The sequence below is a fragment of the Haloarchaeobius sp. HME9146 genome, from assembly GCF_025399835.1.
Classification (GTDB): domain Archaea; phylum Halobacteriota; class Halobacteria; order Halobacteriales; family Natrialbaceae; genus Haloarchaeobius.
In genome coordinates this window covers 1895399-1909127 of record NZ_JAODVR010000001.1, presented here as the reverse complement: position 1 = coordinate 1909127, position 13729 = coordinate 1895399, and the positions used below count along the sequence as shown (strand labels likewise).

Below are 13729 nucleotides of genomic sequence, written 5' to 3'. Positions count from 1 at the left end.
TTCCGGATTTCGTGGCCTAGCCCTCAGGCTGTCGGGTCGTCGGTCCGGTCCCGCAACTCGGTGCGCCGGATCTTCCCGGTGACGGTCTTCGGGAGCTCCTCGACGAACTCTATCTCGCGCGGGTACTCGTGGGCCGAGAGCTCGTCCTTGACGTGGTTCTGCAGTTCGGTCACGAGGGCATCCGACCCCTCGTACTCGTCGGTGCAGACGACGTACGCCTTCACGATGTTGCCGCGTTCTTCGTGGGGCTTAGGAACCACGGCGGCCTCGGCGACGGCGGGGTGTTCACCCAGCGAGGACTCGACCTCGAACGGACCGATGCGGTAGCCCGAGGAGAGGATGACGTCGTCGGCCCGGCCCTCGAACCAGAAGTAGCCGTCCTCGTCCACGTGTGCGAGGTCGCCCGAGAGGTACCAATCATTGACAAAGCAGTCCTCGGTCTTCTCTGGCTTCTGCCAGTAGCCCGCGAAGAAGCAGGGGTAGTCCCCGCGCTGGGCGATCTCTCCGGTCTCGCCCGGCTCCAGCTCCTCGCCGGTCTCGGGGTCCACGACTGCCGCCTCGATACCGGGGAGGGGCCGGCCCATGCTGCCGGGCTTGACATCCATCGTCGGGTAGTTGTTGATTATCATGTTGCCCGTCTCGGTCTGGCCGTAGGTGTCGTGGACGGTCACGCCGAGGCGGTCCTCTGCCCACTCCACGACGCCGCCCGAGAGCGGTTCACCGATGGAGAGCGCGTGGCGCAGGTCAAGCGATTTCCCGTCGAGGACCTCCTCGTTCGCGCGGAGCATGCGATAGGCGGTCGGGACCGAGAAGAGGACGGAGATGGGGTACTCGTCGAGCAGGTCGGCCCAGGTCTCGGGGTCGAACTCGCCCTCGTAGGTGAACAGGGTCGCCCCCCAGAACCACGCCCCGAGGGTGTTGATGGGGCCGGTGAGCCAGCCGAGGTCGCCCGTCGACCAGTAGCAGTCCTCCGGCTGGAGGTCGACCGCGAATCGCTGGGTGGCCGCGACGCCCGCGACCCAGCGATGCTTGTGCTGGACACCTTTGGCCAACCCGGTCGTCCCGCTGGTGTAGTAGAGCAGCGCGTCGTCTTCGCCGCCGGTCTCGGCAGGCTCGTACTCGCGGCTCGCGTCTTCCACGGCCGCCCGGAAGCTGATGTCGCCCTGGCGGATGCCACGGCCGTCCCGCGAGAGGACGATGACGTGCTCGACGGAAGGAGCGTCTTCGAGCGCCCGGTCGATGGTGTCGCGGTTCTTCGCGGTCGTGACGACCACCTTCGCGTCGCAGTCGTCGAGCCGGTAAGAGATGCCGTCGGGACCGAAGCGCTCGTTCACCGAGCCCCACACTGCGCCGGTCTTGAGTGTCCCGACGAGCGCGACGTAGTGTTCGGGCACTCGCGGCATGTACGAGAAGACGCGGTCACCCTCGTCGACGAGGTCGTCGAGGACGTTCGCGAACCGGTTCGAGCGGTCCCGCAGCTCCCAGAACGGGACCGTCTCCGTCTCGCCGTCGGTCCCCACGTAGTAGAGTGCGACCCGGGAGCGGTCCTCGGCGTGGCGGTCGCACACCTCGTGGCCGATGTTCAGCCGGTCCGGGGCGTCCCAGTCGGCCTCGGCGTAGATATCGTCCCAGGAGAAGTTCTCGCGCAGTGCCTCGTAGTCCGTGAGGTTGTGACCGTGTGCAGGCATGCGTTCTCGAACTTCTCCCGAGAAGGTAATGATAGTTGACCCGGATTATCACGGGTCCGGAACGTCCCCCGCGAACTATGTGCCGACACTGCCAGCCCGCCCTACACCGCGCGCCGGTACTGGACCGGCCACTCCACCGCGTCTTCACGGCCGAGTTCCTCGGCGGCGTGGAGCGTGAAGTAGGGGTCCCGGAGGTGTTCCCGGCCGACGATGGCGAGGTCCGCGCGCCCGTTCCGGATGAGGGCGTCGGCCTGCTGGCCGGTCGTGATGCCACCGACAGCCCCGACGAGTGCCTCGGTCTCCGCGGCGACGCGCTCGGCGAACGGGACCTGGTAGTTCGGGCCGGTGTCGGGCAGCTGCTGGTCCGGGTGTAGCCCACCCGCAGACACGTCGACGAGGTCGACGCCGAGGTCGGTGAGGTCGCCCGCGAGCCGGGCCGTCTGGTCGAGGTCCCACGACTCGCGGTCCGGGAGCCAGTCCGTGGCCGACACGCGCACGAACACCGGCTTCTCGTCGGGCCACACCTGTCGGACCGCCTCGGTGACCTCGCGGACGATCCTCGTTCTCGCCTCGAAGTCGCCGCCGTAGCGGTCCTCGCGCCTGTTGGTCACCGGCGACAGGAACTCGTGGAGCAGGTAGCCGTGAGCCGCGTGGACCTCGGCGACCTCGAAGCCGGCGTCCAGCGCGTAGCTGGCGGCCTGTGCGAAGTCGTCGACGAGTTGTTCGACATCCTCGGTCGACATCGTCTCGACCTGCTTGTCGTCGTCGTAGGGGTACGCCTCGGCCGACGGCGAGGGGGCGACCCAGCCGCCCTCGTCGGGCGAGACAGGTTCGGAGCCGTCCCACGGGGGCGACTTCGTCCCCTTGTGGCCCGCGTGGGCGAGCTGGATGGCCGGGACCGACCCCTGCGTCCGGATGAACTGGGTGACCGGCGCGAGGGCGTCGGCGTGCTCCTGGCTCCAGATACCGAGGTCTCGCGGCGAGATACGGCCCTCGGGGGTGACCGCGGTGGCCTCGGACATGACGAGGCCGGCTCCGCCGACGGCGCGGCTACCGAGGTGTTGCTGGTGCCAGGCCGTCGCCAGCCCGTCGAACTCGCAGGAGTACTGGCACATCGGGGAGACCATCACCCGGTTCGAGAGCGTGGTCTCGCGTATGGTGAGAGAACTGAAGAGGTCGCTCATGGGTCGGGGTTGGCTACCGGGTTTGAAACCCGTGCCGGAGGCTGTCGGCTTTGCCGGTAGCCGTCACCGCCCGCCAGCCCAGAAGGGGTCGTTTATCGCGCTGGCCGAGCAACGCGGCAGTATGAACTGCGAGACCCTCTTCGGCACCGCGAAGCCGGTCATCGGGATGGTCCACCTTCCGCCCCTGCCGGGTGCACCCCGGTTCGAGGGCGACCGCGAGGCCATCCGCGAGCGCATGCTGGCCGACGCCCGGGCACTCGAAGCCGGCGGCGTCGACGGCATCATGGTCGAGAACTTCGGTGACGCCCCGTTCTACCCCGACGACGTGCCCAAACACGTGGTCGCATCCATGACCGCGTTCTGCCAGGACCTCGTCGACAGCGTCGAGGTCCCCGTCGGCGTGAACGTCCTGCGGAACGACGCCGAGGCCGCCCTCTCCATCGCGGCCGCGGTCGATGCGGACTACGTCCGGGTCAACGTCCACGTCGGCGCGACCGTCACCGACCAGGGGCTCCTCCAGGGCCAGGCCCACGAGACGATGCGCCTGCGTGACCGCCTCGACGCCGACGTAGCCGTCCTCGTCGACGTTGGCGTCAAACACGCCGCACCGCTCGGTGACCGGTCGCTGAAGGCCGAACTCGCCGACGCCTGCGAGCGCGGCCTCGCCGACGGCATCATCGTCTCCGGGAGCGGGACCGGGGACCCGACCTCGCACGACGTGCTCGAAGACGCGCGGGTCCTGCTCGACGAGCGATTCCCCCAGACCCCGCTGTTCGTGGGGAGTGGCGTCACCCAGACCAGCGTCGCACAGACGCTCGAACTGGCCGACGGTGTCATCGTCGGGACCGCGCTCAAGACCGAGGGAGAGACCACGAACCCGGTCGACGCCGGGCGCGTCGGCGACCTCGTGGCTGCGGCCGACCGGCGGCGCTAACTGCGCGAGACGGTCTCTCGGTGGAGTCGATATCTCGGTGGAATCGATACCGTCTGTCGAAAAACGGGCACAGCGCCGGCTAGGCGTGTGACCCTGCAGAACGGGGGAACAGCGGCTACTCGACCGTGACGGTCGGTGCCCTCTCGAAGACGAGCTCCAGCACGCCGTTGGTGTACCGGGTACTGGCCGGGCTCGTCTCGACGGTCGTCGGGAGCGACACCGACCACTCCCCTGCGTACGGGTGGCTCACCCGCAACGACGCGGTTCGACCCGTACAGCGGATCGCGATGTCCTCTCGGTCGACCCCGCCTGGGACGTCCGCGACGACGAACACCTCGTCCTGCTCCTGGTATACGCTCCAGAGAATCCTGTCTGATAGCCAACCGCTGCTATCGAAGCGACCCCCCAGTGCGTCGCTGAACAACCTCTCGAACTCTTCGAAGAAGGGATCCATGTCGTCCCTCCCGCCGGTATCCATGCTCCTAGATAGGCCGTGACATGGTATAGCTTGCGCGGTCCGGGGTGACGAAAACAACACTCTGTCACGTCGTCACCACCAGGTAACGATATGTTGGTACCGTAATCACCTGCCCGCAGGGGGGAACCTGGCAGAAACCGCCACTCACGCGCTCCCGTCGGCCCGGGTGTTGATGTTCACGTGATAGTACTGGAGCACGTCGCGCCCGAGCAACACGGGGTGTTCCATGTGGCTGCGGTCCTCGACGCTCGCCTGGACGGTGTGGCGCTCGCCGCCGAGGTCGACGACCACGTCGACCATCGGCCGCACCCGGCCACCTTTCAGGCTGCCGGACTTGATCCTGATGCTGTTCGTGACGGGCCCGGCACCGATGGCGGCCGCCAGCCGCGTGTCGATGCTGGTCCGACCCGCACCGGTGTCGGACTTCGCGAACACCGTCTTGGCCCCGCTGGTCCCGATGACCGTCACCTCCTCGATGTAGCCGACGGTCGCCGGGTCAGCACCGTCGGTGACCGCCAGCGGCGCACACGCCGGGATGGAGTCGTCGAGCCTTGCGGCGAGTTCGGTGACGCGCGCCATGTCGACAGCCCCACCGGCGCGCTCGATGGCGAGTTTCGCGATGTACGGCGCGGGAGAGACCCCGGTCGCCTCGTACAGCCCCTTGAATCCGGCCGTGGGGTTGACTTCGAGGACGCACCACCCGTCGGGTCCCTCGACCACGTCGACGCCCGCGTAGTCCAGCTGGAGCACCTCGGTCGCCCGCAGCGCGAGGTCGGCTACCTCGTCGGTCAGTGCGTCGCCCGCGTCTTCGACTTCGCCGCCCAGTGCGACGTTGGTCCGCCAGTCCCCCGGCGGCGCGTACCGGAACATCGAGCCGATGACCTCGTTGCCGACCACGTACACCCGCATGTCACGGTGGCGGTCCCCCTCGGTCTCGACGTACTCCTGGAGGAACGCCTGTTTCATCCCGACGCTCGGCGTCTTCTGTTCGTCCGTCTCGACCAGCCAGGTTCCGGCCCCGTTCGTGCCGATGGCCGTCTTGTACACGGCTTTCTCGCCGAACGTCTGGAGTTCCTCGTTGAACTGGTGATAATCGAGCGCCAGTACGGCGTCGGGCACCGGGATATCGTTCTCGACGAGGGCGATGGCGGTCGCGTACTTGTCGAGCGCGGTCAGCACGTGTTCGGGGTGGTTCAGCGTCGGTCGGAGGGCCGCGAACCGGTTCGCGAGACACAGCTCTTCGAGTGGTGCGTCCGCCTTCGAGAGCAACAATCGGTTCACCACGACGTCGACCGGCGGGTCGAGTTCGACCTCGCCGTCGCGTATCCGGATGGTCGTGTTCTCCTCGCGCAGCCACTCGGCGTGCGCGCCGAGCGCCACGAGGGCGTTGCAGATGGCTTTCGTCTCCTTGCTGCTGTGCAGACTGAGGACGCCGACAGCAGGAGCCCGGGGACCCGTCTTCATGAGACAAGTACGCCGGGCGAATATATCAGTACGCCGCGTCTCAGTCGTCTGCAGTGACAGGTTCTTCGTGGGCGATCTCGGTTCCCAGTACGTCGAGGAACTGTGCGAGCCATTCGGGGTGGTCGGGCCACGCCTGTGCGGTCACGAGGTTCCCGTCGGTCGTGACGCTGTCGTGCCATTCACCACCAGCCGCCTCCACGTCGTACTTCAGTGCGGGATAGGCGGTGCAGCCGTACCCGTCGATGACCCCCGCGGCCGCCAGAATCTGCGCGCCGTGGCAGATACACGCGACCGGCTTGTCGGCCTCGAAGAAGTGTTGCACCGCCGAGATGACCTCGTCGTAGTTGCGGAGGTACTCGGGGGCGCGGCCGCCGGGGACGACCAGCGCATCGTAGTCCGCGGGGTCGATGTCGGCGAACGTCGCGTTCAGGGCGAAGTCGTGTCCGCGTGTCTCCAGGTACGTCTGGTCCCCCCGGAAGTCGTGGACGGCGGTCTTGACCGTCTCGCCTGTCTCCTTCTCCGGACAGACCGCGTGGACCTCGTGGCCCACCGCCTGGAGCGCCTGGAACGGCACCATTATCTCGTAGTCTTCGACGAAGTCACCGGCCAGCAGCAGGATTTTCTTTTCGCTCATTGGGAGTAACACCCACGTGATAGTTCGGCCGAGGAGGGCTTAATGGTTGGTACCACTTCCCAATGGGGGTCGAAAAAAGAACGCGGTCGGTCGGCTCTCAGTCCTCGACGACGGTCGTCTCGCTGTCGAGCGGGCCGTCGTCGACAGCGTCGGGACCGGCGTGAACCGGAACCAGCGTCGAGATGCGGGCGTTCTCCTTGACGTTCAGGCCAGCGCCGCCGACCGAGAGCGGCATCAGGGGAAGGTGATCGCCGACCGTGACGGTGGGGTGAGACGCCCCCCGCGCCATGAGCTTGTTGCGGGGCTGGAGGAGCAGGCGTGCCGCACCCTCGCCGACCATGAACTCGTTGTACTGGACGACGTACTGGCCCGCGTCGAGTTCCCACCACTGGTACTCGTCGCCCGGGTTCCGGGTCGTCAGCTCGTGTGGCTCGAACTCGGCCTCCTGCAGTTCGTCCTCGCCGAAGTCGATGCGACCGGGACCGACGACCTCGTGGATGGCACTCACCGTCAGGTCGATACCGTGGTCACGAACCTGCGTCTCGGGGTGGACGAGTCCGTCCACACGCTCGACGATGTCCTGTGGCATACCGCCGACTTGGAGGCCCACTCAAAAAAAGGCGACGTGGCACAACGGTTTTCCCACGGGGTTCCGATTGCTTCGGCGTGAAACGTCGTCTCGGTTACACGGTGCTCGCCATCGCCGCGCTTTCGTTCGTCAGCGTGACGTTCTTCGACCCGCTCTGGAATCTGGTCGTGGGCGGGCAGGGAAGCGTTCTGGGTGTCGAACCAGCGGCCCTGAAGCCGTGGGTCCGGAAGGGGCTGCTCTCGGTCACCATCGCCGGTGCAGCGTACGGTATCTACCTGCTCGCGAGCATCGGCCTCGCCCGCATCGTCCGCGACAAACGCCGCCGCCACGACGTTCGGAACGTGCTCCGGCTCGCGTTCATCGTCGCGGCCGCCATCGCCGTCGCGGGCGTGTTCACCGGCCAGTGGGTGGGAGTGCTGTTCTCGCTGGGTATCGTCGGCTTCGCCATCACCTTCGCCCTCCAGCAACCGCTCTCCTCGCTCCTGGGCTGGGTGTATATCATGGCCAAACGGCCGTACCAGGTCGGCGACCGCATCCGTATCGAGGACGCTCGCGGGGACGTCATCGATGTGGACTTCCTCGTCACGACGCTCTGGGAGGTCGACGGCGACCTCGTCTCCTCGCACCAGCCCTCCGGGCGGGCCGTCACCGTCCCGAACAGCATGGTGCTCTCCGCGCAGGTGTTCAACTACGCCATCGACGACTTCCCGTTCGTCTGGAACGAACTGGAGGTCCAGGTGTCCTACGAGACCGACCTCGACTTCGCGAAGGAGACCATGCGCGAGGTCGCCGACGAGTACCTCGGCGACGAGATGGCCGCCCGGACCGAACGCTACCGGCGCAAGCTCGACGAGACCCCGGTCGAACTGGACGTCAGCGACCGCCCGACGGTGAACGTCCGGATGGAGCAGACGTGGGTCGTCCTCCGGCTCCGGTACCTCGTCCACCCCAAGCGGATGCAGGCGACCCGGAACGAGCTCTACGACGAGATCGTCACCCGGTTCCACGCCGAGCCCGAGAAGGTCGGCTACCCGGTCGGCCGGTTCCGGTAGGGTCGCCGCGCAGTTTTAACAGGCTCTCGACCGCACGTCCGGTATGGACATCCCTGCCGACGATATCGCCCGATTCGTCGCCGCCACCGCGCCGGAACCGGACGACCTCGCCCGCGAGATGGACGAGTACGCCCGATCCCACGACTTCCCGCACGTCGGCCCCGAGGTCGGCGGCCTCCTGCGGATGCTCGCCCGGATGGTCGACGCCGAGCGCGTCTTCGAGTTCGGCTCCGGCTTCGGCTACTCGGCGTACTGGTGGGCACAGGCGCTCCCCGGGGACGGGCAGGTCGTCCTCACGGAGTTCGACGCGGACGAACTCGACCAGGCGCGCGAGTTTCTCTCGCGCGGGGGCGTCGACCACCTCGCCAGCTACGAACACGGCGACGCCCTCGACGCCATCGAGGAGTACGACGGCCCCTTCGACTGCGTCCTCATCGACCACCAGAAACACCGGTACAAAGAGGCGTTCGAGGCCGTGAAACCCAAGCTCGCGCCCGGGGCCGTCGTCGTCGCGGACAACGCGATGACCGCCGGCCCCATCGAGTTCGACAAGCTGCTCGAACTGGTCGAGGGCGACGACCCCGGCGAGGTCAACGAGCACACGCAGGGCATCTACGACTACCTGGAGGCGGTCAGAAACGATGCGGCGTTCGAGACGGTCGTGTTGCCGGTCGGGGAGGGCATCGCGGTGAGCTACCGGCGGGAGTAAGAAACGACCTGTAGACGCGGGGCTTACTGTTCGAACCCGTCTTCGAACCTGAAGGTCCCGTTGCGCTGGACGACCTCGCCGTCGACCTCGATGAACGAGTCCTCGCTCATATCGACGATCATGTCGGTGTGGACGACGGACTGGTTCTGCTCGTTGTCCTCGCCGACGTTCTCCTCGTAGGCGCGCCCGATGGCCATGTGGACGGTGTCGCCCATCTTCTCGTCGAACAGCATGTTGTACGTGAACCGGTCGATGTCGCGGTTCATCCCGATGCCGAGCTCGCCGAGGCGCTTCGAGCCCTCGTCGGTGTTGAGCTGTGCCGTCAGGACCTCCTCGTTCTTCTCTGCGGAGTGGTCGACGACTTCGCCCTCTTCGAACTTCAGCCAGACACCAGTGACCTCGCGGCCCTGGGCCATCAGTGGCTTGTCGAACAGCACCTCGCCCTCGACCGAATCGGGGACCGGTGCGGTGAACACCTCGCCACCGGGCAGGTTGTGCTCGGCGGTGTCGTTGATGGCGATGTTCCCGGAGATGGACATGGTGATGTCGGTCGTCTCGCCGGAGACGATGCGGACCTCGTCAGCGGGGTCGAGGATCTCGACCATGTTCTCCTGGAATTCGCGCTGTTCGTCCCAGTCCTTGTTGATGGCTCCCCAGACGAACTCCTCGTAGGCGGGCGTACTCATCTCGGCCTTCTGGGCGTCACCGGCGCAGGGGTACTGCGTGACACACCACTTCGAGTCCATGTAGGCCTCCTGGATGGGCTTGAAGTGCTTGGCGCGAGCCTGGTTCTTCTCCGGCGGCACGTCACTCGTCTCGAACATGTTCTCCGAGCCCTTCACCGAGATGAACGCGTCCGTGTTCTCCGCCATCGCCTTGATGTGGGCGGGCGTCTCGAAGTCCTCGGGGTCCATGGCGAGCATGTACGCCCGGTTCACGCGGGGGAGCCCCACGTTCGTCGTCGGGTGGGCCCCCTTCTCACCGAGCTGCTCAGCGATGGCAACGGCGAGGTCCTCTGCTTCTGCCGGCGCGCTGATGGCGACGCAGTCCCCCTTCTGGATGTCGGTACACTGTTCGACCAGGATTCGTGCGTGCTCGCGCACTCGTTCGTCCATAGCCATGGATACGACAACAGCCCAATATTCGTTTCGAAACAGTGGCGAAATTTACCGGACTCACTCGCGCCGACTGCCGGGCTGTGGGTCGACGTGTGGTTTGGCCATGAGGTCGTCGAACGGTTTGTCGTCGAGCCACTCCAGCAGGAAGGCGAGTTGCTCGCTCGCGGCGTCGAGCAGTTTCGCCCCCTTCTCGGCGCTGGCTTCGGTCTGGTCGCCGAAGACCCCGTTGGGCGAGTTGTCGATGGCGTCGTAGTAGTTCCGCGCGCCGTGGATCGTCGGGTTCCCGTCTTCGAGGTTCACGCGGCCGCCATCCCTGGCCGCTTCGAGTTTGTCCGTCTTCACGTTCTCGGGGTCGATGTGGAGCAGCATCGAGGTCTCCTTCGGCCCGCCGTGGGGGCCCTTGTTCGGGAAGAACTCGTCGATGAGGTCCGGGATGGACTCGTCCCACATCCACTCGACGGCGTAGGCGGCGCGGTCCTCGCGGAGCCGACGACCGACCTCGCGCAGGTGTTGCATGTTCCCGCCGTGGGCGTTGACGTAGACGATGCGGTCGATACCGTGGCGGGTGAGGTTCCGCGAGAAGCTCTCGACGTAGTCACGGAACGCGGGCGGGTCGACCGACATCGTCCCGTGGAACTGCATGTGGTGGGTGCTCACGCCGATATCGACGGTGGGCGTACAGAGGAAGCCCGTCCTATCGGCGGCCTCGCGGGCGAGCGCTTCTGCAATCTTGTGGTCGGTACTCAACGGGAGGTGTGGGCCGTGCTGTTCGGTCGAACCGAGCGGGACGATGGCCACCGACTCCTCCGCGACGTAGTCACCGAGGTCCGGCCACGTCTGGTCTGCGAGGTACATGCGCGGACCTGCGGGACCCGGCGACGTAACGGTTCGGACACCGGTCGACTGGACGGGAGCGCACTCAGAGCGTGTCGACGTACTGGTCCCGTTTCCAGAGGTAGAGCGCCGTCACGAGGATGTTGAGGTACGGCACCACGACGAGGAAGAACGCCTTCGAGGGCAGCCACCCCGACGTCTGGTGGACGAACTTGCGGTCCAGGTAGAGCGCGAGGGGCGCGAGCGTCGGCGTGAGCGCAGCCGCGACCTCGAACACGCCGTAGGCGTCCCCGGTCCAGGGCAGGAATCCCTGTGCGAGCAGGTCCGGCTGCTGCGAGACACCCACGAACGCCCCCAGCAGGGTGAGCCCCGCGGGGAGCAGGACGCCGAGCCACCAGTTCTCGTTGGGTGGCTCCGGGTCGAAGGGTCGTGCCCCCGGCTCGACCGTCTTCCCACGCGTCTTCGGTTCCGCGAACTTGCCGCCCCAGCCTCCTTCGGGGGGCTCCCGGCCGATGTCCTCAATCCAGTGGGCGGAACGCTGGGTTCGCCGACGCCGACGCGTGGCTTCGGGAGCGGCCGAGACCTCGTGGTCGGCCCCGGGAGCACGTGGTGGGTCGTCCCCGGGTCGCCCGGGACGCCGGTGTTCGACGGTCCTGTCTCGTGCTCGTTCGCGCTCGTACTGGACCTCGCCCTTGCCCGCGTCGGTCGTGGTTCGGGTCGGGTCGGCACGCGAGTCGGCGTGAGGCCAGCTCTCGGTCGATGCCTCCGCATCCGGTCGAGAACCGTCTCGAACGCCGGCTCCGGGGACGCTGATATCCGGGTCACCTGTCGTCCCCGCCGGTCCGGACGCGTCGGGCTGGGTGGCACCACAGTTCGTACACCGGACGGCCTGCGCGACCAGCACCGCCTCGCAGGCCGGACAGCGTTTCTGCCAGTCCGGGAGATCGTCGTCGCTGGGCGGTGCCGGGTCGGCGGGGGCCGCGGGCGCGGTGGGGTTGGCGGCGTCGGTGTCTCCTTGTCGTACAGACTGGTCGGACTCGGAGCCCAGCCCCCATTGCCACTCGCTGGCGGCCTCGTCGCTATCCGCACCCCCGAGTGCGGCTCCACAGGTCGTACAGAAGTTGTCGTCACGACCGACCGTCGCTCCACAGTCGTCACAGGTCGGTGAACCGGCCGAATTGTGCCCACCCTCCGGTACCATCTATTTTCGACACGTAAGCACGCCGGGATAAAATACCTTCGTCCGGCAGGCTGCCAACCGGGTGATGTTGCCTGTGAGCAAATATCATTATCATTCCCTCCAAAGTGTGGGGTATGCCTGGCGCAACAGCCCAGACGCTTCGACCGTTCCTGTGGCGTGCAGAACAACTGTTCTCGGACCGGGAGATCGTCTCCAGAACCCACGAGGGAATCGTCCGGTACGACTACGAGGAGTACGCCGACCGTGTCGCACAGCTTGCCAGCGCTCTCGACGAGGTCGGGGTCGAGGAGGGCGACCGCGTCGGCACCTTCTGCTGGAACCATCACCGGCACTTCGAGACGTACTTCGGGATTCCGAACATGGGTGCGCAACTGCACACCATCAACCCGCTCCTCCCCGACCATCACATCGAGTACATCGTCGAGAACGCCGACGACCGGGTCCTCTTCGTCGACCAGTCGCTCCTCCCCAAACTCGAGGGACCGGCACAGTCCGACGCCTTCGACGGCGTGAAACAGTTCGTGGTCATGGGCAGTGAGGTACCGGAGACCTCGCTGGATCCCGTCGTAGACTACGAATCGTTCATCGAGGACCATTCCACGGAGTACGACTGGCCCGACGTGGACGAGGAGGCTCCCGCCGGGATGTGCTACACCTCCGGGACGACGGGTGACCCGAAGGGCGTCGAGTACACCCAGCAGATGCTGTGGGCGCACACGATGGCGACGCTTCCCGAGTCCGGCATCGGTATCGGCTCGGACGAGGTCGTCATGCCGGTCGTTCCGATGTTCCACGTCAACGCCTGGGGCATGCCGTTCTCGACCACCGCGGCAGGTGCGAAACACGTCTATCCGGGCCCGTCCCCGGAGCCCGCCGACCTCGCGAACCTCATCGCCGAAGAGGGCGTGACCCTCACCGCAGGCGTCCCGACGGTCTGGCTGGGTCTCCTGGAGTACGCCAAGGAGAACGAGGTCGACCTCTCCTCGCTCGAACGCATCATCATCGGCGGCTCCGCGGCACCGAAGTCGCTCATCAAGACGTTCGACCAGCAGTACGACGTCGAGGTCGTCCACGCCTGGGGGATGACCGAGATGGCACCCATCGGCACCGTCGCCCACCTCAAACCCGAGATGCAGGACTGGCCCGCGGAGAAGCGCTACGAGAAGCAGGCCAAGCAGGGGCTGCTGGTCCCTGGCCTCGAGATGAAGGTCATCGACGAGAACGGCGAGGAGGTCCCACACAACGGCGAGGACTTCGGTGAACTCTGGGTCCGTGGGCCGTGGGTGACGACCGAGTACTTCGAGCGCCCCGAGGCCAACGAGGAGGACTTCGTCGAGGACGACGACGGCACGTGGCTGAAGACCGGAGACGTGGTGAACGTCGACGAGGACGGCTACGTCCAGATCGTCGACCGCGCCAAGGACGTCATCAAGTCCGGTGGCGAGTGGATCTCCAGCGTCGAGCTCGAGAACGCGCTGATGGCCAACGACGACGTGGCCGAGGCGACCGTCATCGGCATCCCGCACGAGCGCTGGCAGGAGCGGCCCGTCGCCTTCGTCGTCCCCGCCGGTGGAGCCGACACGGAGACGCTCCGGGAAGACCTGCTCGACGCCATCAAGTCCGAGTACCCCAAGTGGTGGGTGCCCGACGACGTGGTCTACATCGAGGAGGTGCCGAAGACCGCGACCGGGAAGTTCAACAAGAAGGTCCTGCGCGACCAGTACGGCGAGGACACCGACCTCGTGGAGGGGAAGGCTCCCGAGGAGGCCGCGCCCGAAGGCGACGACGACTGACTCCGGGAACTCGAATTTTTTGCGGCTGGTGGGATTGCAGCAACTGAAAGC

At 66.6% G+C, this 13729-nt stretch carries 13 protein-coding genes; 4 read left to right on the top strand and 9 right to left on the bottom strand.

Annotated features, from left to right (window positions below; translation table 11 throughout):
• Positions 1-23: 23 nt before the first annotated feature.
• Both N6C22_RS09860 and N6C22_RS09855 read right to left on the bottom strand, forming a co-directional pair.
• On the bottom strand, positions 24-1688 hold the full coding sequence (locus N6C22_RS09860) for an acyl-CoA synthetase (protein WP_261650931.1): 1665 nt from the start codon (positions 1686-1688) through the stop codon (positions 24-26).
• 101 nt (positions 1689-1789) lie between these two features.
• On the bottom strand, positions 1790-2872 hold the full coding sequence (locus tag N6C22_RS09855) for an NADH:flavin oxidoreductase/NADH oxidase (RefSeq protein ID WP_261650930.1): 1083 nt from the start codon (positions 2870-2872) through the stop codon (positions 1790-1792).
• A gap of 121 nt (positions 2873-2993) precedes the next feature.
• Between N6C22_RS09855 and N6C22_RS09850 the strand changes: the two genes are divergently transcribed.
• Entirely contained in the window at positions 2994-3806 is an 813-nt protein-coding gene (locus N6C22_RS09850; protein ID WP_261650929.1) for a BtpA/SgcQ family protein, read from the top strand.
• 115 nt (positions 3807-3921) lie between these two features.
• Here the strand turns inward: N6C22_RS09850 and N6C22_RS09845 are convergent, their stop codons facing one another.
• The 4 genes from N6C22_RS09845 to N6C22_RS09830 form a co-directional block, all read right to left on the bottom strand.
• Positions 3922-4260 carry an Hsp20/alpha crystallin family protein gene (locus tag N6C22_RS09845; protein WP_261650928.1) on the bottom strand — a complete coding sequence of 113 codons (339 nt, stop codon included), beginning with the start codon at positions 4258-4260 and terminating at the stop codon, positions 3922-3924.
• A gap of 168 nt (positions 4261-4428) precedes the next feature.
• Positions 4429-5748 (bottom strand): RimK family alpha-L-glutamate ligase, encoded by a 1320-nt coding sequence (locus N6C22_RS09840; protein ID WP_261650927.1) that lies wholly within the window; start codon positions 5746-5748, stop codon positions 4429-4431.
• A 40-nt stretch (positions 5749-5788) separates the two neighbouring features.
• Positions 5789-6382, bottom strand: a complete 594-nt coding sequence (locus tag N6C22_RS09835) for a DJ-1/PfpI family protein (RefSeq protein ID WP_261650926.1) — start codon at positions 6380-6382, stop codon at positions 5789-5791.
• Between the two features lie 97 nt (positions 6383-6479).
• A complete protein-coding gene (locus N6C22_RS09830) occupies positions 6480-6971 on the bottom strand; it encodes a dCTP deaminase (protein ID WP_261650925.1) in 492 nt (163 codons plus the stop codon).
• Positions 6972-7048: 77 nt separating this feature from the next.
• On the opposite strand from N6C22_RS09830, the gene N6C22_RS09825 reads away from it, so the two are divergent.
• Complete coding sequence (locus N6C22_RS09825; protein ID WP_261650924.1) at positions 7049-8023, top strand: mechanosensitive ion channel family protein; 975 nt, start codon at positions 7049-7051, stop codon at positions 8021-8023.
• 43 nt (positions 8024-8066) lie between these two features.
• The gene (locus N6C22_RS09820; RefSeq protein WP_261650923.1) at positions 8067-8732 is read left to right on the top strand and encodes an O-methyltransferase; all 666 of its coding nucleotides are present in this window, start codon (positions 8067-8069) and stop codon (positions 8730-8732) included.
• Between the two features lie 23 nt (positions 8733-8755).
• Here the strand turns inward: N6C22_RS09820 and N6C22_RS09815 are convergent, their stop codons facing one another.
• From N6C22_RS09815 to N6C22_RS09805, 3 genes are all read right to left on the bottom strand, one after another.
• Positions 8756-9847 carry an aminopeptidase gene (locus tag N6C22_RS09815; RefSeq protein ID WP_261650922.1) on the bottom strand — a complete coding sequence of 364 codons (1092 nt, stop codon included), beginning with the start codon at positions 9845-9847 and terminating at the stop codon, positions 8756-8758.
• 60 nt (positions 9848-9907) lie between these two features.
• Positions 9908-10705 carry a creatininase family protein gene (locus N6C22_RS09810; protein ID WP_261650921.1) on the bottom strand — a complete coding sequence of 266 codons (798 nt, stop codon included), beginning with the start codon at positions 10703-10705 and terminating at the stop codon, positions 9908-9910.
• Positions 10706-10769: 64 nt separating this feature from the next.
• A complete protein-coding gene (locus N6C22_RS09805; RefSeq protein WP_261650920.1) occupies positions 10770-11885 on the bottom strand; it encodes a hypothetical protein in 1116 nt (371 codons plus the stop codon).
• Between the two features lie 113 nt (positions 11886-11998).
• On the opposite strand from N6C22_RS09805, the gene N6C22_RS09800 reads away from it, so the two are divergent.
• Positions 11999-13678, top strand: a complete 1680-nt coding sequence (locus tag N6C22_RS09800; protein WP_261650919.1) for a long-chain fatty acid--CoA ligase — start codon at positions 11999-12001, stop codon at positions 13676-13678.
• Positions 13679-13729: the final 51 nt, after the last annotated feature.

Coding starts and splice junctions, on each gene's coding strand:
- N6C22_RS09860 (WP_261650931.1), bottom strand. CDS start 1,688: ATGCCTGCACACGGTCACAACCTCACGGACTACGAGGCACTGCGCGAG.
- N6C22_RS09855 (WP_261650930.1), bottom strand. CDS start 2,872: ATGAGCGACCTCTTCAGTTCTCTCACCATACGCGAGACCACGCTCTCG.
- N6C22_RS09850 (WP_261650929.1), top strand. CDS start 2,994: ATGAACTGCGAGACCCTCTTCGGCACCGCGAAGCCGGTCATCGGGATG.
- N6C22_RS09845 (WP_261650928.1), bottom strand. CDS start 4,260: ATGGATCCCTTCTTCGAAGAGTTCGAGAGGTTGTTCAGCGACGCACTG.
- N6C22_RS09840 (WP_261650927.1), bottom strand. CDS start 5,748: ATGAAGACGGGTCCCCGGGCTCCTGCTGTCGGCGTCCTCAGTCTGCAC.
- N6C22_RS09835 (WP_261650926.1), bottom strand. CDS start 6,382: ATGAGCGAAAAGAAAATCCTGCTGCTGGCCGGTGACTTCGTCGAAGAC.
- N6C22_RS09830 (WP_261650925.1), bottom strand. CDS start 6,971: ATGCCACAGGACATCGTCGAGCGTGTGGACGGACTCGTCCACCCCGAG.
- N6C22_RS09820 (WP_261650923.1), top strand. CDS start 8,067: ATGGACATCCCTGCCGACGATATCGCCCGATTCGTCGCCGCCACCGCG.
- N6C22_RS09815 (WP_261650922.1), bottom strand. CDS start 9,847: ATGGACGAACGAGTGCGCGAGCACGCACGAATCCTGGTCGAACAGTGT.
- N6C22_RS09810 (WP_261650921.1), bottom strand. CDS start 10,705: ATGTACCTCGCAGACCAGACGTGGCCGGACCTCGGTGACTACGTCGCG.
- N6C22_RS09805 (WP_261650920.1), bottom strand. CDS start 11,885: ATGGTACCGGAGGGTGGGCACAATTCGGCCGGTTCACCGACCTGTGAC.
- N6C22_RS09800 (WP_261650919.1), top strand. CDS start 11,999: ATGCCTGGCGCAACAGCCCAGACGCTTCGACCGTTCCTGTGGCGTGCA.